The sequence below is a fragment of the Rhodococcus sp. As11 genome, assembly GCF_048957735.1.
In the GTDB taxonomy this organism is placed as follows: domain Bacteria; phylum Actinomycetota; class Actinomycetes; order Mycobacteriales; family Mycobacteriaceae; genus Rhodococcus; species Rhodococcus gordoniae.
Map to the genome: position 1 here is coordinate 1 of NZ_JARDJE010000001.1, position 23,340 is coordinate 23,340.

A 23,340-nucleotide genomic window follows, 5' to 3' on the forward strand; every position below is an offset into this window, starting at 1 on the left:
CTCGCCGGCGAGGAGACCCCCGACACCGGCGATGCCTCCACCGACCACCTGATCGAGACCTACCGAACCCTGCGCGATCGGGCGTGACCGCTCTCGGTCACGCTGCCTTCGGATCGGACCACGCCGTGGTGGTCCGGACGCGACCGTGGGTGTCGACGAGGCGCGCGGGCAGGTCGTACTGCTCGAGCCACGACACGGCCCCGATCCCCCGCCGCAGCGCCGTCGCCGCAGCCGCATCGGCCCACACCGCGTCGGGAGCGATGACGCTGACCAGACGCCACCGCTCCGGGTCGGCGACATCGCTGGTGTGCGACGCCATCGCCGATCCGGCCGGCAGTTCGACGGACCCGCGATCCGGAAGCGGCACCTGCCATCCCCCGGCCGGGGCGTGACCCGCGGTGGCCATGACATCGCCGATGCGTACGAGCGCCCCGCATTCGAGCAGGCTCGCGACGAGCGCCGCCGAGTAGTCGACGGTGTCGGCCACGGCCGTCGCGCCGAGTTCGAGACTCACCCCGAACGGGGCGAGCACGACGTCTCCCTCGATCTGCACGTCGCGGTAGGTCGGGATGGGATGGATCGGCGGGATGGCACCCGCGTCGACGGAGGCGTCGTCGGAGTCGACCGGAGTGACGGTCCCGCCCGTCATACGGGCCGCCCACAGCGCCGACCGCACCATCGACGCCAGGCGGGGGCTCATCGTGACCGGAGTGCCCTGCGCGAGATTGACGGAATGGATCTCGGCGTCGCCCCGGCGGCTGTCGCTGACCGCCTCGGATTCGGCGACGACGCCGCGCACGATCATGCGGGCACGGTGCAGTGCGTGCGGCTCGGTCACCGCGAGTGCGATCTGCCGACCCCACTCCCACCATTCGTTGCTGCCGACCATGACGGGCTCCACCCGTGTTCGATATCTCGCAGGATGTATTCCAGTATGCCCGCGGCCTACGACGGGTGACAGCGCTGCAAGATCGGGCCCGCCCTCGTCAGACCCGCTCGAGGATCGCGGCGGTGTCCACACCGGTCGGCAATGTGCCCATCGCAATGCCCCAGTCGTCGTCGAGCCGGCTCCGGCAGAACGCCTCCGCGACCGCGGGGTGCCCGTGCCGGACGAGCTGGGCTCCCTGCAGGACGAGAGCCATCAGTTCCACGACCCGCCGTGCCCGGTATTCCGCGTCCTCGAGGTCGGCGAGCTCCTTGCCGACCCGGGCGATCGCCGAATCGAGCCGGGGATCCGAGCCTTCCGCGAGCCGGACCTCGGTGAAGAACGCCTCGACGGTGTCGGGTTGCCGGGCCATGGCCCGCAGGGCGTCGAGCGCCGCGACGTTTCCGGACCCTTCCCAGATCGACATGAGCGGCGACTCGCGGTACAGCCGCGGCATCCCCGATTCCTCGGCGTAACCGTTGCCGCCGAGACATTCGAGGGCTTCGGCCGTCAGGGCGGGTGCCCGCTTGCACACCCAATACTTGGTGACGGCCAGCGCGATACGGCGCAGCGCAGCTTCCTGCTCGTCCCCCGCGGCGCGGTCGGTGGCCCCGGCCAGACGCATCATCATCGTCGTCGCAGCGTCGGATTCGACGACGAGATCGGACAGGACGTTGCGCATGAGCGGCTGGTCGACGAGCAGCGCGCCGAACGCCTTCCGGTGTCGCGCGTGATGCACCGCGCGCAGCGTCGCGACCCGCATGTTGACCGCCGAGCCGATGACGCAGTCGAGCCGCGTCATGTTCACCATCTCGATGATGGTGTTGATGCCCCGCCCCTCGGGGCCGACGAGCCACCCGATCGCGTTCTCGTACTCGATCTCGGAGGAGGCGTTCGACTTGTTGCCGAGCTTGTCCTTGAGCCGCTGGCTACGGATGGCGTTACGGGTGCCGTCGGGCAGGACGCGCGGCAGCAGGAAGCACGACGGTCCGTGCTCGGTCTGCGCCAGCGTGAGGAACAGATCGGACATCGGCGCGGATGTGAACCACTTGTGCCCGACGATCGTGTACGACCCGTCCGCGTTCGGGGTGGCGGTGGTGGTGTTGGCGCGCACGTCGGAACCGCCCTGCTTCTCGGTCATCGACATCCCGGCGATGAGGCCCTGCTTCGAGGAGGGCTCCCTCAGTCCGAAGTCGTAGTGCGGGGCGGCCAGCAGCGGTTCGTAGCGCTCGGCGAGTTCGGCGTTGTGGCGCAGCGCCGGAATCGCGGCGTAGGTCATGGAGATCGGGCACATGTGCCCGGCGTCGGTGTGTCCCCACACGTAGAACTTCGCGGCACGGGCGACATGCGCGCCGGGACGCGGATCGCGCCAGGGCGCGGCGTGCAGGCCGTTCTCGACGGCGACGGTCATCAGGTCGTGCCAGTGCGGATGGAACTCGACCTCGTCGACGCGGTGGCCGTGACGGTCGTGGGTGTGCAGGACGGGCGGGTACTCGTTGGCGAGGCGACCCCAGTCCTGGGCGCGGGGGCTGCCGGCCAGGGCGCCGAGTTCACGGACCTCGTCCTCGGCCCATCTCGCCCCCTCACGGCGCAGCCCTTCGAGCAGGGCCGGATCGTCGGCGGCCCGGTAGGGCTCGAGGTCCGGGGCCTGGTTGAACACCTCATGGGTGGCGGGGAAATTCACGGCTTCACTCCTGACACGATGTCGTTCCGGACGGCAGGGCACCCGGCCGCCCGCAGGGCGAGGACGACGAGATCGGGGACGGTGGATTCGGCCGCGCCGCGAAGGCGACCATCGGCCGCGCCGCGCAGGCGGCCGGTGAGGACCTCACCGACCGCACCGACGAGGGCGGCGGCGGTGAGTTCGGCGTCCTGGCCGGGGAATTCACCGGCCGCGATGCCGTGGTTCACGGCGTTCGCGAAGGCCGCCGCGAAAGCGCGACGCAGCACGAGCCGTTCGGCGTCGACCGCGGCGTCGACCGGTTCGGCGAGCAGTGCGTAGGCGAGGGTGGGATTGCGCAGCGCACGCCGGGAGAACGTCTCGACCACCGCGCTGACCCGGTCGGCACCGGATCCGGCTGCGGCTGCGGCCGTCACGGCCTCGACCTCGCGCCCGCACAGTTCCCGGAAGATGCGCACCATGAGGTCGGACTTGTCGACGTAGTGCCGGTAGACACTGCCGGTGGCGACGCCGGCGCGTTCGGCGACCGCGGAGACGGACAGTCCGCTGTAGCCGCGCTCGCTCAACAATCCCACGGCGGCAGCGGCGATCGCCTCGCGCTGCGCGTCGAGTCGCTCTTGTACTGCGGGTGTCCGCCGGTACGCCACACCAAGAATTGAACCTCGGTTCAGTGCTTCGGTCAACGGTCGGCGCTACGGTCGGACCTGTGAATCGACTCAGCGTCGTGGACGAGATGTTCCTCCACCGCCACAAAGGAACCGGTCTGCCGTCGGTGATGCAGGGCCTGTGGCGCACCGACGAGACCGTCGACGCGACCCTGTTGCTGTCCCTCCACGACGTGCTGTCCGAAGGCCCCCTCGGACGCCGCGTGGTCCGGTCCCGGGTTCCCGGCGCGCGCCCCCGGTTCGAGCCGAACACCCACGTCCATCCGCTGCGCTATCCCGCGACGCCCATTCCCGACGACCAACTCCTCGCCTGGGCCGACGAGCACGCGAACGTGAACGTCGATCCCGAACTCGGTCCCGGCTGGGCCCTCGCCGCGACCCGCCTCGCGAGCGGCGGCACGGCGCTGTCGATCGTGTGCTCACACGTTCTGACGGACGCACGGGGATTCGTCCGCGCGGTCGCCGACGCCCTCGCCGACCGGCCGCGGCGACCGGACCCCGGTCGTCACTCCGACCTGCGCGACGCGATGCAGCTGCTCCGGAAGGTCGGCGGCGGACTGCGCAGCGTGAAGTACACACCCCGCACCGAGAAGGCACCCGCACCACAGACGGTGCGCGCCCGGCCCCGCACCGCGCTGGTCGACGTCGACGCCGCGCAGTGGAAGGCACTCGCAGCAACGGAGGACGGCACTCCGAACGCCCTGCTGCTCGCCGTGTCGGCCGGCGTCGCCCGCCGCGCCCGGATCCCGTTCCCCGTGCGCATCTCCGTTCCCATCGACGACCGGGCAGACGGAACCGTCTCCAACGGTGTGTCGATGGTGGGGATCTCCGTCGACGAGGGCGACACCGTCGCCTCGATCCGCGCCCACGCCGCGCAGGCCTACACGCAGCCGCGGGAAGGGGCACCGCACAACATGCCGGCCGAGATCCTGCAGCTCCTCCCCGACCGGCTCGCCGCCCGCGTCGCGCGGGGCGCCGGCGAGCGCGACCTGTTGTGTTCCAACATCGGCGCCGTGCCCCGCGAACTCACCACCCTGGGGCCGTACCGCACCACCGGGATCGCGATGCGCGCCATGCATCCGGGACTCGACACCCGGCCGGCCCGCACCGCGACCCGGCTGTCGGTCTACGCCTGCCACACCGACGAGCGGTACACGCTGGCGTTCGTGGCTCTCGACAAGGAGCGCTTCCCCGACACCTCGACGCTGCGCACCTACGTCCGGGCCGAGCTCGCGGACCGGGGACTCGAGGCCCACGCCTGGTGACGCCGATCGCGGAGGCGACGGCTGCTGTGACGCCCCGTCACGTACAGTGCAGAGCATGACGGCCGAGACCCACGTCACATTCGCCGACGGGACCGTCCGCGGTTCCCGGCTCGGCGACCTCCTCGCCTGGCGCGGCATCCCGTACGCCGCTCCCCCGGTCGGTCCGCTGCGACTGCGCGCGCCGCAACCGGTCGAGCCCTGGACAGGGGTGCGCGATGCGACGCGGTTCGGCAATGCCGCACCGCAGCGTCCGCGTTATGCCGAGACGGGGCGTCGTGGGGTGCGTGTGCGTCCCGACGAGGACTGTCTGACCCTCAACGTGCTCGCCCCGGCCGGACGGGTCCACGCGCCTCGACCGGTCATGGTGTTCATCCACGGTGGCGCGTTCACCCTCGGCACGAGTGCCCTGTCGGTGTACGGCGGCGAGTCGCTGGTCCGGCGCGGCGACGTGGTCTACGTGTCGGTCAACTACCGCCTCGGAGCGCTCGGCTATCTCGACTTCGGCGCCTTCTCCACCGAATCGACGCGGTTCGATTCCAATCTCGGCCTGCGCGACCAGGTCGCGGCGCTGGAATGGGTGCAGCGCAACATCGCCGCTTTCGGCGGCGACCCCGGAAACGTGACGATCTTCGGCGAGTCCGCGGGCGGCACCTCGGTGACCACCCTGCTGGCGACACCCGCCGCGCGCGGACTGTTCTCCGCCGCGATCGCGCAGAGCCCGGCACCGAATCTCGTGGTCACCGCCGACCGCTCGGCCGAATGGGGCCGGAAGTTCGTCGAACTGCTCGGCGCCGATCCGGATTCGGCGGCCCGGGCGCTCCTCGACGCCTCACCCGTCGAGCTCGGACGGGTGGGCTCCCGGCTCGGGGCACAGGTGCTGCGCGCGACTCCCGGTCTGCATCCCTTCGGCCCGGTGGTCGACGGTGATTTCGTTCCGCTCCAGCCGCTCGAGGCGTACGAGACGGGTGCGGCGCATCCTGTTCCGCTCGTGCTCGGGACGAACGACCGCGAAGGTGCGCTGTTCCCGAAGTTCCTCGACGCGCTGCCGACGAGCCCGCGGCGGATCGACGCGTTGTTCGCCGCGACCGACCCGGAGGCGAAGGATCGCATCACGGCGGTCTATCCGGGATATCCGGACGAGCGTGCCGCGATCGATCTCGGCGGCGACCTCACCTTCTGGTATCCGTCCGTGCAGATCGCGCAGGCACATTCGCGTTTCGCGCCGACCTTCATGTACCGATTCGACCTCGCCCCGCGGCTGTTGCGGTGGATGGGCTTCGACGCGACCCACGCCGTGGAGTTGCTCGCGGTCTTCGACCAGAGCGGCGAACCGCTCGGCCGCGCCCTCACGGCGCTGGGGGGCCGACGCGGTCTGCGTACGGTCTCCGCGGCGATGCAGCGCCAGTGGCTGAACGTGGTCCGGCACGGCGAACCGCTGCCGTCGTGGCCGCGCTACGACGAGAACGACCGTGCGACAGTCATTTTCGACGAGGTCACGCGTGTCGAGCGCGATCCGCGCCGCGACCGGCGACTCGCGTGGGAGGGCTACCGCGGGTACACCGCTCCGGCACCCGTCCGGTGAGCGCCGCTATTTCGCCACGGTGAGCAGGAAGGCGACGTCTTCGATGGCGCTGACGCTGTGCCGCACGGCCGGGATGATGATCAGGTCGCCCGCCGAACCCTTCCACACGTCGTTGCCGGCGACGAGCTGGAGCTGACCCGACAGCACCTGCAGGGTCGCCTCGCCCGGGCTGTCGTGCTCGCCGAGTTCGTGCCCCGCCAGCAACGCGACGACGGTCTGCCGCAGGTGCTTGGTATGCCCACCGAAAACCGTCTGGGAGCTGCGTCCGCTGCTGGACGTCGCTGCGAGTTTGAGCTGCTGCCGTGCCATGGCGGTCAAGGAGAGCTTGTCCATGTACCGCAGTATCGCTCAGATGCCTCCGCGAGAACTCAGCTTCGCGCGTACCGGATCCAGCGGAACCTGATTCCCTTGGTGGACGTCAGCCATTGTCCGGGATCCGCCACCCACTCGGTCCCGATGGGAGGTGCGGTCGCATCTCCTGCGACGTCGAGGTCGACCTCGGTCACGAGCAGCTGCGTCGCGAACGGCATCGCCTGCGCGTAGATCTGGCCCCCACCCATGACGACGACCTCGTCCTCACCGGCGAGTGTCAGGGCGTCCTCGAGGCTCGTCGCGGTCTCGGCGCCCTGGGCCGACCACTCGACGTTGCGGGTGACGACGATGTTCCGCCGTCCCGGAAGCGGCCGGAACCTCGGCGGCAGCGAATCCCAGGTGAGCCGGCCCATGATCACCGGCTTTCCCATCGTCGCGTCCTTGAAGAACGCCATGTCCTCGGGGATGTGCCACGGGATGGTGTTCTCCCGCCCGATCACACCACCACGTGCCTGCGCCCAGACGAGGGTGACATCTCCCATCAGACGGCCACCGGCGCCTTGATCGCCGGGTGGTGCCGGTAGCCGACGACCTCGACGTCCTCGTAGCGGTAGTCGAAGATCGAGTCGCGCGGGTGCAGCTTCAACGTCGGGTAGGGATACGGCTCACGAGTGAGCTGTTCGGTGACCTGCTCGAGGTGGTTGGAGTAGATATGGCAGTCGCCGCCGGTCCAGATGAACTCGCCGGGTTCGAGGCCGGTCTGCTGCGCGACCATGTGAGTGAGCAGCGCGTAGCTGGCGATGTTGAACGGCACACCGAGGAACATGTCGGCGCTGCGCTGGTAGAGCTGGCAGCTGAGTTTGCCGTCGGCCACGTAGAACTGGAAGAAGGCGTGGCACGGCATGAGCGCCATCTTGTCGAGCTCGGCCACGTTCCATGCGGAGACGAGGATGCGACGCGAGTCGGGGTCGGTGCGCAGCGTCTCGAGGACCTGGCCGATCTGGTCGATGTGCTGTCCGTCCGGCGTCGGCCAGGAGCGCCACTGCACGCCGTAGACCGGTCCGAGGTCGCCGTCGGGCGCCGCCCATTCGTCCCAGATGGTCACGCCGTGCTGCCGCAGCCACTCGACGTTGGAGTCGCCGCGCAGGAACCACAGCAGCTCGTAGACGATGGACTTCAGATGCACCTTCTTCGTGGTGATCAGCGGGAAGCCCTCGGACAGATCGAAGCGCATCTGGTGGCCGAACAGGCTCCGGGTGCCGGTTCCGGTGCGGTCCGCCTTCTCCGCTCCGGTCTCGAGGATCAGGCGCAGGAGGTCTTCGTAGGGCGTCGGCACAGTCACGAGGGCAGTCTATCCGTGACCGAATCGTGCCCGTCGGCACCCGAGACGGTGCCTGCGACCGTAGCCTGGTCCCATGCCCGAGCTCCCCGAGGTGGAAGCACTCGCGGTGTTCCTGCGCGAGCATGCCGTCGGCAGCGTCGTCGGACGCATCGACGTCGCGGCGCTGAGCGTGCTGCAGACCGCCGACCCGCCGATCACGGCGCTGCAGGGACGCGACATCACCGGCGCCTCGCGCTTCGGCAAGTTCCTCGCGATCGACTGCTCGGGCCTGCACCTGATCACGCACCTGTCGCGCGGCGGCTGGTTGCGCTGGCTCGACGAGCCGTCGCAGACTCCCCCGAAACTCGGCCGCGGTCCGCTCGCCCTCCGCGTCCACCTGTTCGCCCCCGACGCGACGACACCGGCCTTCGACCTCACCGAGGCGGGCACGAAGAAGCGACTGGCGGTCTGGGTCGTCGACGATCCGCAGAAGGTACCCGGCATCGCCCGCCTCGGCCCCGACGCGCTCACCCTCACGCGCGACGAGTTCGCCGCGCTCCTGACCGACAGCACCTCACGCCTCAAGACGTTGCTGATCGACCAGAAGATTCTCGCGGGCATCGGCAACGCCTACTCCGACGAGATCCTGCACGTCGCGCAGCAGTCACCGTTCGCGACCGCCGGACGGCTGACCGACGACGAGGTGACCGCGCTGTACGGGGCGATGCGATCGGTGCTCACCGATGCCGCCACCCGCTCGGTCGGGCAGGACGCGGCGCGCCTCAAGGGCGAGAAACGGTCGGGGCTGCGCGTGCACGGCCGCACCGGCGAGCCGTGCCCGGTGTGCGGCGACACCGTCCGCGAGGTCTCCTACACCGACCGTTCGTTCCAGTACTGCCCCACCTGCCAGACCGACGGGAAGATCCTCGCCGACCGGCGGATGTCCCGCCTGCTGAAGTGACGTACGCGCCGTGCAGATCCGGTCCCGGGTTCGCGAAGGAGTCGTGACCGCTGCCGGCTGCGTGACGCTCGTAGCCCTGTCGGTGTGGCGGTCCGTCGCGTGTGAAGCTCTCCCGTTCGATCCGATAGGGGCCGGTAGTCTGGCCGTGATATGAGTGATCTGTTCTCGAGTCTTCCAGTGCGTCGCATCGAGGATGCATCGTCTTGCCCCGATTTCACGAGACACGTGGCCTGCCGGCCTCCCCGCTGTACGCCGGATTCTCGATCAGGGACTCGATTTCTCGCCCCTCACGGTGTTCGTGGGCGAGAACGGTGCCGGCAAATCAACGATAGTCGAAGCGGTCGCCGAGGCATACGGGCTGGGAGTCGAAGGCGGCACCAGGAACTCGCTCCATCGAACCCAGCGCACAGAATCAGGACTTGCCGAGCATCTGCAACTCGTACGGGGTGCAGGAAGCTCCCGACAGGGAGTATTCCTGCGAGCAGAGACGATGCACGGCCACTTCTCATATCTCGATGACGTCGGTGTCTCCGGGATGCACAACTATCAAAGCCACGGCGAGTCCTTCATCGAGTTCTTCGCCACTCGGTCCGGGATCGGTGGTCTGTGGGTGTTCGATGAGGCCGAGTCTGCTCTGTCATTCAACGGATGCCTCGCGTTACTGGCGCACATCCGTGAACTCCTGGCGAGCGGGTCGCAGGTGATCATGTCCACCCATTCGCCGATCCTTGCGTCACTTCCCGAAGCAAAACTCTTCGAGGTAGGCGAATGGGGGCTGCGAGACCGTGAATACGACGAACTCGACATGGTGCAGAGTTGGCGTTCGTTTCTTGATGCGCCCGGCCGGTATCTCCGCCACCTGACTGCCGGCGGCAGACCGGGTGACTGAACCGGGTGTGTCCCTCACGGGAAATCGCAACTCGTTCGATTCTGTTCGGTCGCAACCGGGTGGTGGCGGTGACGGCCTGGGGCGTGGTGTTCGCCGCGATGCTGCACTGCACGTGGGTGCGGCTCATGCGGCCGGTCGACGAGCGCGACCGGCCGTGACTGCACGCGTGCGAGCCCGCCCCACCTCGCCGTACCAGCGGACGGCGAGCACGACGGCCAGGGCGACTCCGACGGCGTCGCCACCGTAGTACATCACCTGGGCACCGGTCTGCAGATCGAGCACATCGAAGGTCGTACCGGGCGGCGACTGCGCATACAGCGTCTTCGCCAGTACCGAATGGGTGGCGCCGGCCACGAGCAACACCACCGCGAGGTGCGGGAGACCGTACCTGCGCCGGAGCGGATCGAGGCGGCAGATCGCGACGGTGAACAGCATCCCCGCAGCGAAGACGTGCAGGTGGACGACAGTCGCGACGAGCACGTCGTCGTGCATCGCCGCGAACAGTGGTGTCCGGTAGAGCACCCACAATCCACCCATGTCCAGAACTGCCGCGACGACCGGCACCGTCAGCAGATCGGCCGGACGTGAATGCAGCACGGTGAGCAGGCCGGTGCGTGTGCGTCCCCCCGGGACGCTCCTCAACAGCAGCGTCATCGGCCTGCCCAGCACGATCAGAAGGGGTCCGACCATGCCGACCAGCAGATGGCCGGTCATGTGGGAGGTGAACGGACCACCGGGCAAGGGCAGCACCGCCGCGGCGGCGACGGCACCGGCACCCGCGACGACGCTCGCATCGCGCCACCGTGGCCACGCGTCGCCACGCCGGCGGAGCCTCACGGCCGCACCGGTGTACAGCGCGATCCCCACCCCTGCGGCGATCAGGACGACGAGGGCGAGCACACCCGGCCCCGTGTACGTCGGATGGTCGTGCACCGACGGCTCCTATCCGTCCGGGAGCCCGACGGTGCGGACGTTCCGCCGCGCCGACCACCACAGCGCAGCACCGGCGATCAGGAACACGAGAGCCGCTCCGATCCACGCCAGGTCGTAGGGCCACACGTCGACGTCATACCGGATCTGGTGGATGCGGAGCACCTTGTGGTCGACCAGCCCGTCGAACAACTGGAATCCTCCGGCACCCATGAGCAGGGCCGCCCAGAAGTGCCGTACTGCAAGGGCATGTCTGCGACGCACGTCCGCGAGCAACGCGAATCCCGCTACGAGAACGAGCAACTCGGCAGTGTGCAGCAGGCCGTCGGAGGCGAGACCCACCGCGGGCGTGGAGCGATCGTAGAAGTGGTGCCAGCCGAGGATCTGGTGGAAGACGATCTCGTCGATCGCCGCCATGAGCGCCACACCGAGCAGAGCACCACTGATCGCGGAGTGCCGCACCGACATTCCGTCGCGCGTACCCCCGGGTCGCATCGCGCCGGTCATCGCTTCCTCACCGTGTCGTCCCGGGACCTGCCGTATCGGGATTGCCGATTGTTCCGATCCCGCGAGGGGTACCCGAGCGATCATGCTGAGAAACGCACTGTGGGAAGGCCTGGTCGCCGGTGCCGCCGGGGTCGCGGCCATGACTGTCGGAGAGAAGATCGAGCAGGCCGTCACCGGGCGGCCGAACTCGCACGTCCCCGGCCGCGTCCTCGCCCGGTTGACGGGTGCGTCCGAGTCCGACGGGCAGAATTCGACCGCACTGAACTGGGCGATGCACTTCGGTCAGGGCATCGCCCTGGGTGTGGTGCGGTCGGTCATGGCCGAGGTGGGGCTGCGGGGCCCACTCGCATCGACGAAGTTCACCGTCGTGCGGCTGACCAACGACCAGATCCTCGAGAACGCGACCGGTGTCGGCGCACCGCCGCAGACGTGGCCCCGCTCGGAACTGGCCGTCGACGTCCTCCACAAGAGCGTCTACGGCTTCGTCACCGGGGCGGTCGCCGACGCGCTGGCCGCTCGCCGGGGTCCCGGCCCGGGTGGGCGGCACGCCGCGCTCGTCCCCGGCCGCCACTCCGGCATCGGCCCTGTGCCTCGCGGCATGGCAGCGGGACGGCTGCCGCGCGGAGCGTAGGCCACCTGGGGCAGAGCGCGGAGGGGTACGAGAGCGCCGCCGATGCGGCGGTTACCGTATCGGTGTGAGCGTCGAACTGCTGGACACCGGCCCCGTGGCCGGGCACCTGCATCGTCCCGAGGGGAGTCCCCGGGGGGCGGTCGCGCTGACGCACGGGGCAGGCGGCAACTGCGACGCCCGGATCCTGCAACTGATGTGCGCCCGGTTCGCCGACTCCGGCTTCCTCGCCCTGCGCTACGACCTGCCGTTCCGCCGGCGCACACCCAAGGGACCCCCGCAGTCGTCCCGGGGGGCGGAGGACCGTGAGGGTGTCGCCGCCGCGGCCGCTGAGCTGCGTGGACGGGTGTCCGGACCCCTGCTGCTGGGCGGTGTCTCCTACGGCGGCCGGCAGACGTCGATGCTCGCGGCCGACGAACCCGGCATCGCCGACGCGCTCGTCCTGCTGTCCTATCCCCTTCATCCCCCGGGGAAACCGGAGAAGCCGCGCACCGAGCACCTGCCGAGGATCGCGATGCCCACGGTGTTCGTCCACGGCGACCGCGATCCCTTCGGTACCTTCGGCGAACTATGGGAGGCACTCGCTCTCCTGCCTGCGGCCACGACCCTCGTGGAGGTCACCGGGGCCGCACACGACCTGAGCCGCGCGAAGACGGATCCGTCGGAGGCCGCCGTCTCCGCTGCGCTGCACCTGCTGGAAGAGAAGTCATGATCGAACCCACCGACGTCGCCATCGACACGCTGCTCGCCGAGCTCCGCGACCGGCTCGGCGACTCCGTCGATGCCCCGACCACCCTGCGTGGTCTGCTCGAGGCGGTGCTCGTCGTGGGATCGGGTCTCGAACTCGACTCCATGCTCCAGCGCATCGTCTCCGCGGCGACCTCGCTGCTCGACGCCCGGTACGGAGCGCTCGGTGTGCGCGCCGCCGACGGAGGCCTGTCGGAGTTCGTGTACGTCGGGATCGATCCGGCGCAGCGCGAGGTGATGGGTCACCTGCCCGAAGGCCGGGGCATCCTCGGTCTGCTCATCAACGATCCCCGGCCGGTCCGCCTCGGCGACCTGTCGAAGCATTCCGCCTCGATCGGCTTCCCGCCGAACCATCCACCCATGAAGAGCTTCCTCGGAACCCCGATCATGGTGCGCGGCAAGGTCTTCGGAAGTATCTACCTCACCGAGAAGCTGGGCGCGCCCGAGTTCACCGAAGAGGACGAGGTGATCCTCAAGGTACTCGCGATGTCCGCGGGCGTGGCCGTCGAGAACGCCCGCCTGTTCGAGGGCTCCCTCGCCCGCGAGAGATGGCTCACCGCAATGGCATCCATCAACTCCCGGCTGCTGATGGGCGGATCGGTGGACGAGACGCTGTCGATGCTCACCGGCCAGGTCCGCGAACTCGCCCGGTGTGCGGGAGTCTATGTCGTACTCGTCGACGGCCACCACGGCAGCCTGCAGGCCGCGGCACCCGCGCTCCCGTGCGGGAAGGACAAGCGCTTCGACATCACCGGATCACCTGTGCTGCAAGCTCTCAAGAGCCGCCAGGTGATGCATCTCGACAGCCTTCCCGGGCTGCCACCGACGGAGCTGGGCGACGACGGACACGCGGTTGTGCTGCCCCTGTCGGCGACGTCGACCGTCACGGGCGTACTCATCGCGACACGTGAGGCCGGCACCGAACCGTGGGACGACGAGGACGTCGCCCGCTTCGAATCCATGGCGAACCTTGCCGCCGTGGCCCTCGAATTCGCCGAACAGCAGCGCAAGAAGCGTCTGCTCGATGTGCTCGCCGACCGCGACCGCATCGCACAGGACCTGCACGACAACGTCATCCAACGTCTGTTCGCCACCGGCATGAGCCTCCAGAGCGCGACCGCGGAAGGTGCGGGCACCGAACGCGCCGTGGAAGTGATCCGTCACGCGATCGAGCAGCTCGACCGGACGGTGCGCGAGATCCGCACCACCATCTTCGATCTGCACACCACCGGCGCGGCGGCATCGAACAGTCTGCGCCGGAGACTGCTGGACGTCGTGGGAGATCTGAGCATCCACTCCGCGGTGGCGCCCAACGTCCAGTTCGTCGGCCCCATCGACACCCTGGTCCCGATGCGCATCCACCCGCACGCCGAGGCCGTCCTCCGCGAAGGGCTGAGCAACGCGCTGCGCCACTCGCAGTCCGACAACATCTCGGTGTCGGTCTCGGTTCAGGACGACTTCCGGATCGAGATCCTCGACGACGGCACAGGCCTTCCCGACACACCTCGACGCAGCGGCCTGGCGAACCTCGAACGGCGCGCCGTGCAGTGCGGCGGGTCGTGCGAGATCGGTCCGGCCGATCCGCGCGGCACGCGGGTGCTGTGGACCGTCCCGCTCTGACGGGACGAGCTCGGTATCACTCGCGCTAGGACGACGGCTTGCCGCGCTCGTTGCGCAGTTCGGTGGCGAGCACCGCCGCCTGGGTGCGTCGCTGCATGCCGAGCTTCGCCAGGAGCCTCGAGACGTAGTTCTTCACGGTCTTCTCCGCGAGGAACAACCGTTCGGCGATCTCCCGGTTGGTCAGACCCTCACCGATGAGCTCGAAGACGGCGCGCTCCTGCTCCGACAGTTCGGCGAGCGGATCGGCCGTCCGCGACGCCCGGATCCGGTCCATGAGCGCGGCGGTGGCACGGCTGTCCAGCAGCGAGCCGCCTTCTCCGACGGTGCGGATCGCCGAGACGAGGTCGGTTCCCAGGATCTGCTTGAGCACGAACCCGGAGGCGCCTGCCATGATCGCGTCGAAGAGTGCTTCGTCATCGGCGTACGAGGTGAGCATCAGAGCGCGCAGATCCGGCATGCGGGTACGCAGCTCGCGGCACAGTTCGACACCGTTGCCGTCGGGAAGCCGCACGTCGAGCACCACGACGTCGGCGCCGCTGTCGGGTACGCGAGCCAGGGACTCACCCACCGAGGCGGCCTCACCGACGACGGTGAAGTCCGGCACGCTGCTCAGCAGATCCACCAGGCCGCGCCGCACGATTTCGTGATCGTCGACGAGGAACACGCGGGTCATCTCGGGCACCTTTCGTTGGCAGGCTTTCCGGTCATTGTCCCAGCTGTACCGCGATACCCACGTCCGCGGGGCCGTTCGACATCCATATCAGGACCTTCTCCCCCTCCCCCACGGACGCTGCTCGGGAGACGCTGAACGTAGAGGTGAACATGTGGGACGAACGAGCCGACGAGGAGGATGTCGTGACAGTCGATGCCGGAACCTGGTCGCTCGGTGACACCGAGATCATCGCACGTGCGGTGGTGGAAGCACCCTCCGTGCACGACACGCAACCATGGAATCTGCGCCTGCCCGATCACAGCGCCGAGCTCGAGGAACGCCTCGAATTCGCCGAGCCGGGCCCGGACCCGCTGCGTGTCGACCGGCTGATCTCGTGCGGCGCGGCCCTCACCAACCTCGAACTCGCGATCCGGGTCCTCGGAAACAGATTGCGCACCACTGTGCTGCCCGATCCGCAGCGTCCGGAGCTCGTCGCGCGCATCGAGACGCTCGGACCGGGCACCCCGGCCGGTCGCGACCTGCGGTTGTATGCGGCGATCTCGCACCGGCGCAGCCACCGCACATCGTTCACCGACATCCCGGTGCCGACGGAGACGCTCGCCGACATCATCGCCGTGGCCGGCGAGATCGCAGATGTGGACGTGCGCCTGCTCGCGGACGACGAGGCCGTCGCCCTGGCCCAGGTGCTCGCGTATGCGGCGGAGGCCTGCCGCAGTCATCCGCACTATCAGCGCGAGATGTTCTCGTGGACCTCCCATTGGCAGCCGCGCGGCAACTCCGAGGTGGTCACCACGTGGAGTGCGACCCTCGACGGGAAGGGCGCGGCGGGCGAAGCCCTGGTCACGACAGGGATCCCGGACGTCGATGCGCTGGCATCGGCGATCGCGCGCGAGTCGGTGCTGCTGTTCTCCGCACCGTCGACCTCACCGGCCGATCTGATCCGGGTGGGCGCGGCCGTCGAACGGTGCTGGCTGGCGGCGATCGACGCGCGATTGTCGGCATCGGTACTGACGCATCCCCTGCGGGTGGAGGACGCCGGGTCGCGCCTGGCCGAGATGCTCGACCTGACGGTCGTTCCCCTGGTCGTCCTGCGTGTGGGTTTCTGAAGAAACGGGAGAGTGAAGCGACGATGAGTGCACCGACCGAGCAGCCGGTCGACGATCCGACCCGCGAGTTGTTCCGCACGGCCCTGGACATGGCGCAGGCCGCCAAGGCCGGCAATGTCTCGGGCTGGCTGACCGCCCGCTACGAGAGCGGACGCCTCGAGGACGTCGCGTTCCTGCTCTCGCAGATGCTCGGAGTGCTCATCGAGAACGGGGCGGTCAGCCGCGGCGTACACCCGGCCGACGCATGGCGGGAACTGCGCGAAGGTGGCGTCGACGACTTCGGCTGACGCCTCGGTCGGGGCGTCGACGACTTCGGCCGACGCCCCAACCCGCATCAGTCCTCGGTCTCGGTCGAACGTACGACGAGGACCGGGCAGTCGGCGGTCTGGATCAGCGCGTTGCTGGTGGACCCCAGCAGCAGTCCCTTGAATCCGCCGCGGCCGCGGGTTCCGACCACGAGAAGCTGTGCAGCTTCGGCATATTCGCTGAGCACCCGCACCGGCCGGTCGCGCGCGACGACACGCTCGACGGCGACGTCCGGATACCGCTCCTGATAACCGGCGAGACGCTCGGCGAGCACGACCTCCTCACCGGTCTGGATCCGGCTCCAGTGCGGGTCGTCGGGGACGGCCCCGAGCGACGGTTGCACGCTCACGTCGCTCCACACGTTCACCGCAACGAGCGTCGCACCGCGCGCGGATGCCTCCTCGAACGCGACCTCCACCGCGTCGCGGCACGAGACCGATCCGTCGACACCGACCACGACGGGCCCTTCCGCCGGCGGAGCGCCGTCGAGCGTACGACCCCGCACCACCACGACGGGCGCCTTCGCGTGCGAGACGACCGCCGTGGAGACCGACCCGGCGAGCAGACCCTTCACCTCACCGAGGCCGCGTGAGCCGACGACGAGCCGATCCGCGTGGTCGGCCTCGGCGATGAGCGTGGGAACGACCTTGCCTTCGAGCTGCGCGGTGGTGACCTCGACGTTCCCGTGGCGGTTCTCGTCGATGATCTGCCGGGCGAGCGCGGCCGCGCTGTCGAGGCGGTCGCGAGCGGTTGCCTTCATCTCCTCGTGGAAGCTCTGCGCGAGGTAGGGCTCGGAGTAGTAGAAGGCGGGGATGTGCACGACGGTGACGATGCGCAACGGCAGGCCGCGGATCGCCGCCGCCCGTGCCGCCCAGCTCACCGCGGTGGTGGACGCGTCGGATCCGTCGACGGCCACGACGATCGGCTTGTTCTCGGTCATCGCACGCGGAACCTTTCTCGGTGGGTCAGCCGCAGATCTGCCGCAGCTGCTCGATCAGTCGCACACGCCCGGCGGTGTCGGCCGCGAACGGGGTGACGTTGAGGGTGGTGACCCCGGCTTCCGCGAAGGCCGCGATGCGTTCGCGCACGAAGCCCTCCGGGCCGATCAGGGAGATCGAGCGGAGCAGTTCGAGGGGCACCGCTGCGGCCGCCTCGTCCTTCTTGCCGGCCAGGTACAGCTCCTGGATGGTCTCGGCTTCCTTCGCGTAGCCGTACCGGATGGCGAGGTCGTTGTAGAAGTTCTTGCCCTTGGCGCCCATGCCGCCGACGTACAGCGCGACCATGGGCCGGACCCAGTCGAGCATGTGGTCGACGTCGTCGCCGATGGCGAGCGGGGTCTGCGCGTAGATCTGCAGGTCGCCGAGTGCGGGATCGCGCTTGGCCTTGCCCTTCGCGATCGATTCGCCCCACACGTCGGCGGCCTTCTCCGGGTAGTAGAACAGCGGCTGCCAGCCCTCGGCGATCTCGGCGGTCATCTCGACGTTCTTCGGGCCGAGCGACGCGATGATGATCGGGATACGTTCGCGCACAGGCTTGTTGATGATCTTCAGCGGCTTGCCGAGTCCGGTGCCGCGGTCTTCGGGCAGCGGGATCTGATAGTACTTGCCCTGGTGGTCCACCTTCTCGCGGCGCCACACCTGCCGGCAGATGTCGACGATTTCACGGGTGCGTCCCAGCGGCGCGTTGTAGGGAACGCCGTGGAAACCTTCGATGACCTGAGGGCCCGACGCGCCGATACCGAGCACGAATCGGCCGTCGGAGACGAAGTCCAGACCGGCCGCCGTCATGGCGGTGAGCGTGGGTGTCCGGGTGAACAACTGGAGGATGCCGGAGGCGAGTTCGACGCGCGAGGTCTTCGCCGCCAGATAGCCGAGCTGGCTCACCGCGTCGAACGAATAGGCCTCGGGCACGAACACGATGTCGAGGCCGGCCTTCTCCAGGTCGGCCACCTCCGCCGCGGTCTCCGCGAAACCTCCGCTGTAGTTCAGTCCCATCCCGATGCGCATGCGCCACCTTCGTCCCTGCTGCACACCCCCGTTCGGGGGCGCGATCGTCCACGTGCCCCGCACACTACCGCCGTCAGGAGGTGACCGGTCGCACCACCATCACCGGGCAGCGCGCCTCGCGCATGAGCGCGTTTCCGGTAGAACCGAGCACCATCCCCTTGAAGCCGCCCCTGCCGCGGGTCCCTACCACGACGAGCTGGGCTTTCTCGCTCCAGGACTGCAGATGGGCGCGGGGGCCGTCGACGTAGACCTTCCGGTGGACCGTCACGTCCGGATAGCGCTCGCCGTAGCCCGCGAGGCACTCGGACAGCAGGGAGTGCTCGTACTCCTCGAACGCGCGGGGATCGAAGTCGAGGGGCGACTCGTCGATCTCCCCGACCTTCAGGTCGCTCCAGACGTGGACGGCGACGAGGTCGACCCTGCGCCAGGATGCCTCCTCGAACGCCAGATCGACCGCCCGGCGGCTCGCGGGGCTGCCGTCCACGCCGACGACGACGGGTCGCTCGTCGGGGACGGGCCCTTCCGGTCCCCGCACCACGACGACCGGGCACTCGGCATGACCGGCGACGGCGACCGGGGTGGAACCGAGGAACGCCTCCCCCAGCTTGGTGCCGCCGGTGGCCCCGAGGACGATCATGCGCGACGTGCGGGACAGTTCGACGAGCCACTTGGCGCTTCCGGTGAGGGCGAGCTCGGCGGTGATCTCGAGGTCCGGCGCCACCGCCTCGGCGGTCTCTGCAGCCTCCTTCAGGAGTGCCTGGGCCTCGGCCTCGCTCCACTCGAAGACCTGCGAGGGGCGGAAGAAGGGAAGTTTCGTCCAGCCCGACGGCGCGAAGTCCACCGCGTGGACGAGGTGCAGTGGGATCTTCCGGCCGGCCGCGGTGGCGGCCGCCCACCTCACCGCGCGCTCGGAGGCCGGGGAACCGTCCGCACCGACGGTCACGTGGTTGTGGTCGCGGGGTGCTTCACCGAGAGGTTTCACATCCGTGAGGCTAGCCGGATCCGGTACGCCCGGATACGGACTTTGGTCATCGTGTCGAGATTCCTTCGGTTGCAATGCATTCCATCGACAGCGATCTGCGTCACATAAAATTGTCATCGCGGATGCGAATTTACTAGCGTAGGGCCATGCAACTCACCCGGTTCACCGATCTCGGACTGAGAGTTGTGATGCATCTCGTCGCCGGCCCGGCGGGGAGTATGCCCGGTACCAGAACGATTGCAGACCAGCTCGACTTGTCGTACGCACATACGACGAAGGTCGTCGCCCGGCTCGGCGAGCTCGGAGTGGTCACCACCCGCCGCGGACGCGGCGGAGGCCTGGCCATCACCGAACTCGGCCGCACGGCGAGCCTCGGATGGCTCACCCGAGCCCTCGAAGGTGAAGAAGAAGTCGTCGAGTGCGAAGGAGCGAAGCCGTGCCCCCTGCGTCACGGCTGCAACCTGCGCTCGAAGCTGCGTGCCGCACAGGACGCCTTCTACGCCGCTCTCGACGACGTCACGATCGCCGACCTGGCGACCCCTGACGCCGGCCCTGTCCTGCTCACCCTCGAACCACCCACCGGCCGCTGACCCACGGCGAGGCCGCCGGTGCAGCCCGTCACGACACACACGAGGAGACACACCATGCCGCTCTCACCCGAATCCAAGGACGTCATCGCCGCGACCCTTCCGGCGGTGGGAGCCGCCATCGGCGACATCACCCCGCTGTTCTACAGCAAGATGTTCGCCGCCCACCCCGAACTCGAACGCGACCTGTTCAACCGCGGCAACCAGAAGCAGGGTGAGCAGCAGAAGGCCCTCGCCGGATCCATCGCGGCCTTCGCGACGCTCCAGCTCGATCCCGATCCCGCACGTGTCGAGGCGATCCTGTCCCGCATCGCCCACAAGCACGCCTCGCTCGGCATCAAGCCCGACGAATACTGGATCGTCCACAAGCACCTCTTCGAGGCGATCGTCGAAATCCTCGGAGACGCGGTCACGCCCGAGGTCGCGAAGGCATGGGACGAGCTGTACTGGCTGATGGCCGACACTCTCATCTCGATGGAGGCCGATCTGTACCGGGCCGCGGGTGTCGAGACCGGCGACGTCTGGCGCACCGTCCGCGTCGCCGACCGCGTGCACCAGTCCGCCGACACCGTCTCGTTCGTCCTCACCTCACTCGACGGCTCCCCGCTGCCCACCTTCCGCCCGGGCCAGTACCTCTCGGTCGGCGTCCATCTCCCCGACGGCGCCCGGCAGATCCGTCAGTACAGCCTGTCGAGCGCACCTGCCAAGGGCGACTGGCGGATCACCGTCAAGCGGGTGCTGCAGACCACCGCAACCGACGGCACCGTGCTCCCCGCCGGCGAAGTATCGAACTTCCTGTACAACAACGTCTTCGAAGGCGACGAACTTCAGGTCACCACTCCTTTCGGCGATCTCGTCCTCACCGAGGACGAGACCCCGATCCTGCTGGCGTCGGCCGGCATCGGCTGCACCCCGATGATCGGCATGCTCGATCACCTCGCCGGCGTCGGCGACGAGCGTCCCGTCGCGGTCCTCCACGCCGACCGCTCCGTCGCGAGCCACGCCCACCGCCGCGAACTCGAGACCCTCGCCGAGAAGATTCCTTCGGCCCAGCTGTACCGCTGGTACGAGGATCTCGGCAACCGCGAGCCACTCGAGACCGTCCGCATCGGACGCGCCGACATCTCGGATCTGCCGCTCGATCCGAAGACCCAGGCCTACCTGTGCGGCCCGCTGCCGTTCATGCTCTCGCTGCGCGAAGCCCTGATCGAGCGCAACGTTCCGGCGGAGAACATCCACTACGAGGTGTTCGGACCCGACAGCTGGGCGCCTGCCTCCTGATCCGGCCGATCCGATCGCGGTGCCCCGGCCGAGTCTGCCGGGGCACCGCTGCAGTCGCGACTAGGCTGCACCCATGGACTCCGCCGCGGTTGTTCGCCACCCGGCCCCGTCCCGTTTCGGCCACGTACTCGCACTGCTCGGCGTACTGGTCGTGGCCGGCCTCGTCGCCCTGGTCCCCGGCTCCGGCGAACCGCTCGGAACCGACGCCCCCGCCGACGTCTTCAGCGCCGCCCGCGCCGGCGAACACATCGATGCGATCGCGACGGCCCCACGTCCGCTCGGCTCGACCGCCCACACCGCTGCCCGCGACCACCTCGTGGGCGTCCTCGACGAACTCGGCTGGACCACCCGCGTCGACTCCGGCGTCGGATGGATGGCACGGCCCGAGGAGGCGACCCAACGCGGTGCCCGCGTGCAGAACATCACGGCGACCCTGGACGGTACCGATCCCACCGGCACCGTCATGCTCGTCGCGCATTACGACACGGTCCGGGGCTCTCCCGGCGCCGGCGACGACGGGATCGGCGTCGGTACGGTCCTGGAGGCCGCACGCGCGATCGACGCCGGACCTCCCCCGCGGAACGACGTCGTCGTGCTGCTCACCGACGGCGAGGAGAACGGCCTGCTCGGCGCCCACCGGTTCGTCGGCACACAGTCCGTGCGAGCGGGACCCGTCGTCGTCCTCAATCACGAGGCCCGCGGGAACGCGGGCACGCCGACCACCTTCCGGATCACCTCTCCCAACGGCGTCCTGATCGACAACCTGGCCGGAGCGCCCGGAGCGCATGCGGATTCCCTCACCGAGCTGATCTTCGAAGCGCTGCCGAACGACACCGACTTCCGTCGTTTCGCCGAGAGCGGCCATCACGCCCTCGACACCGCGATCTCGGCGGGATCGGCGTACTACCACAGCCCTCTCGACACCCCCGACCGTCTCAGCCGGACGTCGCTGCAACACATGGGCGAGACTTCCCTCGCGACCGCCCGCGCACTCGCCGCGTCCGATCTCACGGCCGTCGACGACGGCGGAGCCCAGGTGGTGACCACCGCGCCGTGGGGACTTCTCCACATGCCGCGCTGGGCCGAGATCGTCGGATCGGTCGTCCTCGGCGGTGTCGTGGCGGCGCTCGTCGCCCTGCGCGTGCGCCGCGGTGAGACGTCGGCCTGGCAGGTCGGCACCGCCGTCGCCGTGTCCCTGCTCGCCGCCGCGCTCGCCGCGGGGGCAGCATGGTTGCCGTGGTGGGTCGCGCAGATCCTCGATCCGGGCATGGCCGCACCGGTCGCCGACGAGCCCTACCGGCCCGGCGTCTTCCAGTTCGCCGCGGTCGTCGCAGCCCTCGGCGTACTGGTCGTCATCCGATCGTGGTGGGGCCGCGGTCGTCCGGTCGCCGCCCTCACGTGCGGAGCATTCGTGCTCGTCGCGATACTTTCGCTGATCGGTATCCCCTTCCCCGGTGTGCCGCTGACACTGTCGGTGCTCACGTTGCCGTCGGCGCTGGGGCTGCTGGTGGCGCTGTTGCTCCCGCAACGCGACACGGTGTGGCCGCTCGTCGCGACGACGCTGGGCGCGCTCGGGTCCCTGATCTTCGGTCTGCCCGCCGTGCTGGTGTCGTTCGACGCGGGCCTTCTGTACGGGGCACCGGTGGCCGGTCTGTTCGTCGCATTCGTCTTCGCCGCGGTGCTCCCGCTGTGCGAGCCGCTCCCGGCGACCACGCGGGGGTTCGTGACCTGCGCGACGGGCACCGTGGTGCTCGTCGTGGTGTGCACGCTGCTGGCCGGTCACCTCAACCGGGACGGAGCGACCGATCCCCGGCAGGAATACCTCTGGTACTCGCTCGACGCCGACCGGGGCGCCGCAGTGTGGGGGTCGCCCGACGGTCCGCGCTCCGACTGGAGCCGAGATTTGCTCACCAGCGGTCCCGAACCGCTTCCCGCCGCGTTCCCGTGGCGGGAGGACCGTCCGATGTATCGCGGGCCCGCCCCGGTCGCCGATCTCGAAGCGCCCGAGGTCGAGATCCTCGAGGACACGATCGGCGGGAGCGCGCGGGAGATCCGGCTGCGGCTGACCTCACCGCGGGACGCCCAGGCCGTCGGATTGTGGATCGACAGCACGACGGCCCACGTCCACGGCGCGACGGTGGACGGTTTCCGCGCCGAACCGTCCGACAGATTCGGTTTCCTGTTCTGGGCTCCCGGCCCCGACGGGATCGAGGTGGATCTGACGCTGAGCATGCGCGAGAACCATCTCGGCGTCCGGGTGGTCGATCTCGGTGACGATCTCGGCGTCGTACCCGGATTCGTACCGCCCACCGACCGTGTCATCGTGCAACCGACGGTGGCCGTGACACGGACCTTGCGCTTGTAGG

General features: G+C 69.2%; 24 protein-coding genes. 12 read left to right on the forward strand and 12 right to left on the reverse strand.

Features of this window, described 5'->3' with window-relative positions; genetic code table 11:
- Window positions 1-97: 97 nt before the first annotated feature.
- From PV766_RS00005 to PV766_RS00015, 3 genes are all read right to left on the reverse strand, one after another.
- On the reverse strand, window positions 98-889 hold the full coding sequence (locus PV766_RS00005) for an FAD:protein FMN transferase (RefSeq protein WP_421096174.1): 792 nt from the start codon (window positions 887-889) through the stop codon (window positions 98-100).
- Between the two features lie 97 nt (window positions 890-986).
- On the reverse strand, window positions 987-2,609 hold the full coding sequence (locus PV766_RS00010; RefSeq protein ID WP_421096175.1) for an acyl-CoA dehydrogenase family protein: 1,623 nt from the start codon (window positions 2,607-2,609) through the stop codon (window positions 987-989).
- A complete protein-coding gene (locus tag PV766_RS00015; RefSeq protein WP_129977049.1) occupies window positions 2,606-3,253 on the reverse strand; it encodes a TetR/AcrR family transcriptional regulator in 648 nt (215 codons plus the stop codon). Before PV766_RS00015 ends, PV766_RS00010 begins: the two co-directional genes overlap by 4 nt.
- A gap of 59 nt (window positions 3,254-3,312) precedes the next feature.
- Between PV766_RS00015 and PV766_RS00020 the strand changes: the two genes are divergently transcribed.
- Window positions 3,313-4,536 carry a hypothetical protein gene (locus PV766_RS00020; protein ID WP_129977050.1) on the forward strand — a complete coding sequence of 408 codons (1,224 nt, stop codon included), beginning with the start codon at window positions 3,313-3,315 and terminating at the stop codon, window positions 4,534-4,536.
- 55 nt (window positions 4,537-4,591) lie between these two features.
- Window positions 4,592-6,118, forward strand: a complete 1,527-nt coding sequence (locus PV766_RS00025) for a carboxylesterase/lipase family protein (protein WP_129977051.1) — start codon at window positions 4,592-4,594, stop codon at window positions 6,116-6,118.
- Window positions 6,119-6,124: 6 nt separating this feature from the next.
- Here PV766_RS00025 and PV766_RS00030 read toward each other — a convergent pair whose 3' ends face one another.
- Genes PV766_RS00030 through PV766_RS00040 form a run of 3 tightly spaced genes read right to left on the reverse strand, consistent with a single transcriptional unit; the run spans window position 6,125 to window position 7,772 of the window.
- Window positions 6,125-6,451: a cupin domain-containing protein gene (locus PV766_RS00030; protein ID WP_016933259.1), complete on the reverse strand. Its 327-nt coding sequence runs from the start codon at window positions 6,449-6,451 to the stop codon at window positions 6,125-6,127.
- 35 nt (window positions 6,452-6,486) lie between these two features.
- The gene (locus PV766_RS00035; protein WP_129977052.1) at window positions 6,487-6,972 is read right to left on the reverse strand and encodes a dihydrofolate reductase; all 486 of its coding nucleotides are present in this window, start codon (window positions 6,970-6,972) and stop codon (window positions 6,487-6,489) included.
- Window positions 6,972-7,772, reverse strand: a complete 801-nt coding sequence (locus PV766_RS00040) for a thymidylate synthase (RefSeq protein WP_255162294.1) — start codon at window positions 7,770-7,772, stop codon at window positions 6,972-6,974. Before PV766_RS00040 ends, PV766_RS00035 begins: the two co-directional genes overlap by 1 nt.
- A 73-nt stretch (window positions 7,773-7,845) precedes the next feature.
- Here PV766_RS00040 and PV766_RS00045 point away from each other — a divergent pair, with 73 nt between their 5' ends.
- Both PV766_RS00045 and PV766_RS00050 read left to right on the forward strand, forming a co-directional pair.
- A complete protein-coding gene (locus tag PV766_RS00045; protein ID WP_421096176.1) occupies window positions 7,846-8,712 on the forward strand; it encodes an Fpg/Nei family DNA glycosylase in 867 nt (288 codons plus the stop codon).
- Window positions 8,713-8,905: 193 nt separating this feature from the next.
- The gene (locus tag PV766_RS00050) at window positions 8,906-9,601 is read left to right on the forward strand and encodes an AAA family ATPase (protein WP_421096177.1); all 696 of its coding nucleotides are present in this window, start codon (window positions 8,906-8,908) and stop codon (window positions 9,599-9,601) included.
- A 123-nt stretch (window positions 9,602-9,724) separates the two neighbouring features.
- Here PV766_RS00050 and PV766_RS00055 read toward each other — a convergent pair whose 3' ends face one another.
- Window positions 9,725-10,534 (reverse strand): cytochrome c oxidase assembly protein, encoded by an 810-nt coding sequence (locus tag PV766_RS00055; RefSeq protein WP_421096178.1) that lies wholly within the window; start codon window positions 10,532-10,534, stop codon window positions 9,725-9,727.
- A 9-nt stretch (window positions 10,535-10,543) separates the two neighbouring features.
- A complete protein-coding gene (locus PV766_RS00060; protein ID WP_037222805.1) occupies window positions 10,544-11,038 on the reverse strand; it encodes a DUF2243 domain-containing protein in 495 nt (164 codons plus the stop codon).
- 82 nt (window positions 11,039-11,120) lie between these two features.
- On the opposite strand from PV766_RS00060, the gene PV766_RS00065 reads away from it, so the two are divergent.
- The 3 genes from PV766_RS00065 to PV766_RS00075 all read left to right on the forward strand — a co-directional run bounded on the left by PV766_RS00065 (window position 11,121) and on the right by PV766_RS00075 (window position 14,033).
- On the forward strand, window positions 11,121-11,669 hold the full coding sequence (locus PV766_RS00065) for a hypothetical protein (RefSeq protein ID WP_129977058.1): 549 nt from the start codon (window positions 11,121-11,123) through the stop codon (window positions 11,667-11,669).
- Window positions 11,670-11,733: 64 nt separating this feature from the next.
- Window positions 11,734-12,378, forward strand: a complete 645-nt coding sequence (locus PV766_RS00070; RefSeq protein ID WP_421096179.1) for an alpha/beta family hydrolase — start codon at window positions 11,734-11,736, stop codon at window positions 12,376-12,378.
- On the forward strand, window positions 12,375-14,033 hold the full coding sequence (locus PV766_RS00075; RefSeq protein ID WP_016933387.1) for a GAF domain-containing sensor histidine kinase: 1,659 nt from the start codon (window positions 12,375-12,377) through the stop codon (window positions 14,031-14,033). The genes PV766_RS00070 and PV766_RS00075 overlap by 4 nt, the downstream gene beginning before the upstream one ends.
- Before the next feature lie 25 nt (window positions 14,034-14,058).
- Here the strand turns inward: PV766_RS00075 and PV766_RS00080 are convergent, their stop codons facing one another.
- Window positions 14,059-14,706 (reverse strand): response regulator, encoded by a 648-nt coding sequence (locus tag PV766_RS00080; protein WP_129977060.1) that lies wholly within the window; start codon window positions 14,704-14,706, stop codon window positions 14,059-14,061.
- Between the two features lie 182 nt (window positions 14,707-14,888).
- Here PV766_RS00080 and PV766_RS00085 point away from each other — a divergent pair, with 182 nt between their 5' ends.
- Together PV766_RS00085 and PV766_RS00090 are read left to right on the forward strand one after the other, a co-directional pair.
- Window positions 14,889-15,812, forward strand: a complete 924-nt coding sequence (locus tag PV766_RS00085) for a hypothetical protein (RefSeq protein WP_421096180.1) — start codon at window positions 14,889-14,891, stop codon at window positions 15,810-15,812.
- 23 nt (window positions 15,813-15,835) lie between these two features.
- A complete protein-coding gene (locus tag PV766_RS00090; RefSeq protein WP_129977062.1) occupies window positions 15,836-16,099 on the forward strand; it encodes a hypothetical protein in 264 nt (87 codons plus the stop codon).
- A gap of 47 nt (window positions 16,100-16,146) precedes the next feature.
- On the opposite strand, the gene PV766_RS00095 is transcribed toward PV766_RS00090, so the two are convergent.
- The 3 genes from PV766_RS00095 to PV766_RS00105 form a co-directional block, all read right to left on the reverse strand.
- Window positions 16,147-17,058: a universal stress protein gene (locus PV766_RS00095; RefSeq protein ID WP_026003122.1), complete on the reverse strand. Its 912-nt coding sequence runs from the start codon at window positions 17,056-17,058 to the stop codon at window positions 16,147-16,149.
- Between the two features lie 25 nt (window positions 17,059-17,083).
- A complete protein-coding gene (locus PV766_RS00100) occupies window positions 17,084-18,124 on the reverse strand; it encodes an LLM class F420-dependent oxidoreductase (protein ID WP_016933393.1) in 1,041 nt (346 codons plus the stop codon).
- Window positions 18,125-18,197: 73 nt separating this feature from the next.
- The gene (locus PV766_RS00105) at window positions 18,198-19,106 is read right to left on the reverse strand and encodes a universal stress protein (protein ID WP_255162287.1); all 909 of its coding nucleotides are present in this window, start codon (window positions 19,104-19,106) and stop codon (window positions 18,198-18,200) included.
- Between the two features lie 146 nt (window positions 19,107-19,252).
- On the opposite strand from PV766_RS00105, the gene PV766_RS00110 reads away from it, so the two are divergent.
- The 3 genes from PV766_RS00110 (at window position 19,253) to PV766_RS00120 (ending at window position 23,339) form a co-directional block, all read left to right on the forward strand.
- Window positions 19,253-19,696, forward strand: a complete 444-nt coding sequence (locus tag PV766_RS00110; RefSeq protein ID WP_016933681.1) for an RrF2 family transcriptional regulator — start codon at window positions 19,253-19,255, stop codon at window positions 19,694-19,696.
- A gap of 54 nt (window positions 19,697-19,750) precedes the next feature.
- The gene (locus PV766_RS00115; RefSeq protein ID WP_016933682.1) at window positions 19,751-20,974 is read left to right on the forward strand and encodes a globin domain-containing protein; all 1,224 of its coding nucleotides are present in this window, start codon (window positions 19,751-19,753) and stop codon (window positions 20,972-20,974) included.
- A 73-nt stretch (window positions 20,975-21,047) separates the two neighbouring features.
- Window positions 21,048-23,339 carry a M28 family peptidase gene (locus PV766_RS00120; RefSeq protein WP_255162285.1) on the forward strand — a complete coding sequence of 764 codons (2,292 nt, stop codon included), beginning with the start codon at window positions 21,048-21,050 and terminating at the stop codon, window positions 23,337-23,339.
- Window position 23,340: the final 1 nt, after the last annotated feature.

Bases quoted from the DNA above. Each gene is read 5' to 3' on its own strand.
- PV766_RS00060 (WP_037222805.1), bottom strand. From the start codon at position 11,038: ATGACCGGCGCGATGCGACCCGGGGGTACGCGCGACGGAATGTCGGTG.
- PV766_RS00025 (WP_129977051.1), top strand. From the start codon at position 4,592: ATGACGGCCGAGACCCACGTCACATTCGCCGACGGGACCGTCCGCGGT.
- PV766_RS00100 (WP_016933393.1), bottom strand. From the start codon at position 18,124: ATGCGCATCGGGATGGGACTGAACTACAGCGGAGGTTTCGCGGAGACC.
- PV766_RS00005 (WP_421096174.1), bottom strand. From the start codon at position 889: ATGGTCGGCAGCAACGAATGGTGGGAGTGGGGTCGGCAGATCGCACTC.
- PV766_RS00050 (WP_421096177.1), top strand. From the start codon at position 8,906: ATGCATCGTCTTGCCCCGATTTCACGAGACACGTGGCCTGCCGGCCTC.
- PV766_RS00075 (WP_016933387.1), top strand. From the start codon at position 12,375: ATGATCGAACCCACCGACGTCGCCATCGACACGCTGCTCGCCGAGCTC.
- PV766_RS00080 (WP_129977060.1), bottom strand. From the start codon at position 14,706: ATGACCCGCGTGTTCCTCGTCGACGATCACGAAATCGTGCGGCGCGGC.
- PV766_RS00030 (WP_016933259.1), bottom strand. From the start codon at position 6,451: ATGGACAAGCTCTCCTTGACCGCCATGGCACGGCAGCAGCTCAAACTC.
- PV766_RS00120 (WP_255162285.1), top strand. From the start codon at position 21,048: ATGGACTCCGCCGCGGTTGTTCGCCACCCGGCCCCGTCCCGTTTCGGC.
- PV766_RS00035 (WP_129977052.1), bottom strand. From the start codon at position 6,972: ATGGGAGATGTCACCCTCGTCTGGGCGCAGGCACGTGGTGGTGTGATC.
- PV766_RS00045 (WP_421096176.1), top strand. From the start codon at position 7,846: ATGCCCGAGCTCCCCGAGGTGGAAGCACTCGCGGTGTTCCTGCGCGAG.
- PV766_RS00095 (WP_026003122.1), bottom strand. From the start codon at position 17,058: ATGACCGAGAACAAGCCGATCGTCGTGGCCGTCGACGGATCCGACGCG.
- PV766_RS00090 (WP_129977062.1), top strand. From the start codon at position 15,836: ATGAGTGCACCGACCGAGCAGCCGGTCGACGATCCGACCCGCGAGTTG.
- PV766_RS00065 (WP_129977058.1), top strand. From the start codon at position 11,121: ATGCTGAGAAACGCACTGTGGGAAGGCCTGGTCGCCGGTGCCGCCGGG.
- PV766_RS00115 (WP_016933682.1), top strand. From the start codon at position 19,751: ATGCCGCTCTCACCCGAATCCAAGGACGTCATCGCCGCGACCCTTCCG.
- PV766_RS00110 (WP_016933681.1), top strand. From the start codon at position 19,253: ATGCAACTCACCCGGTTCACCGATCTCGGACTGAGAGTTGTGATGCAT.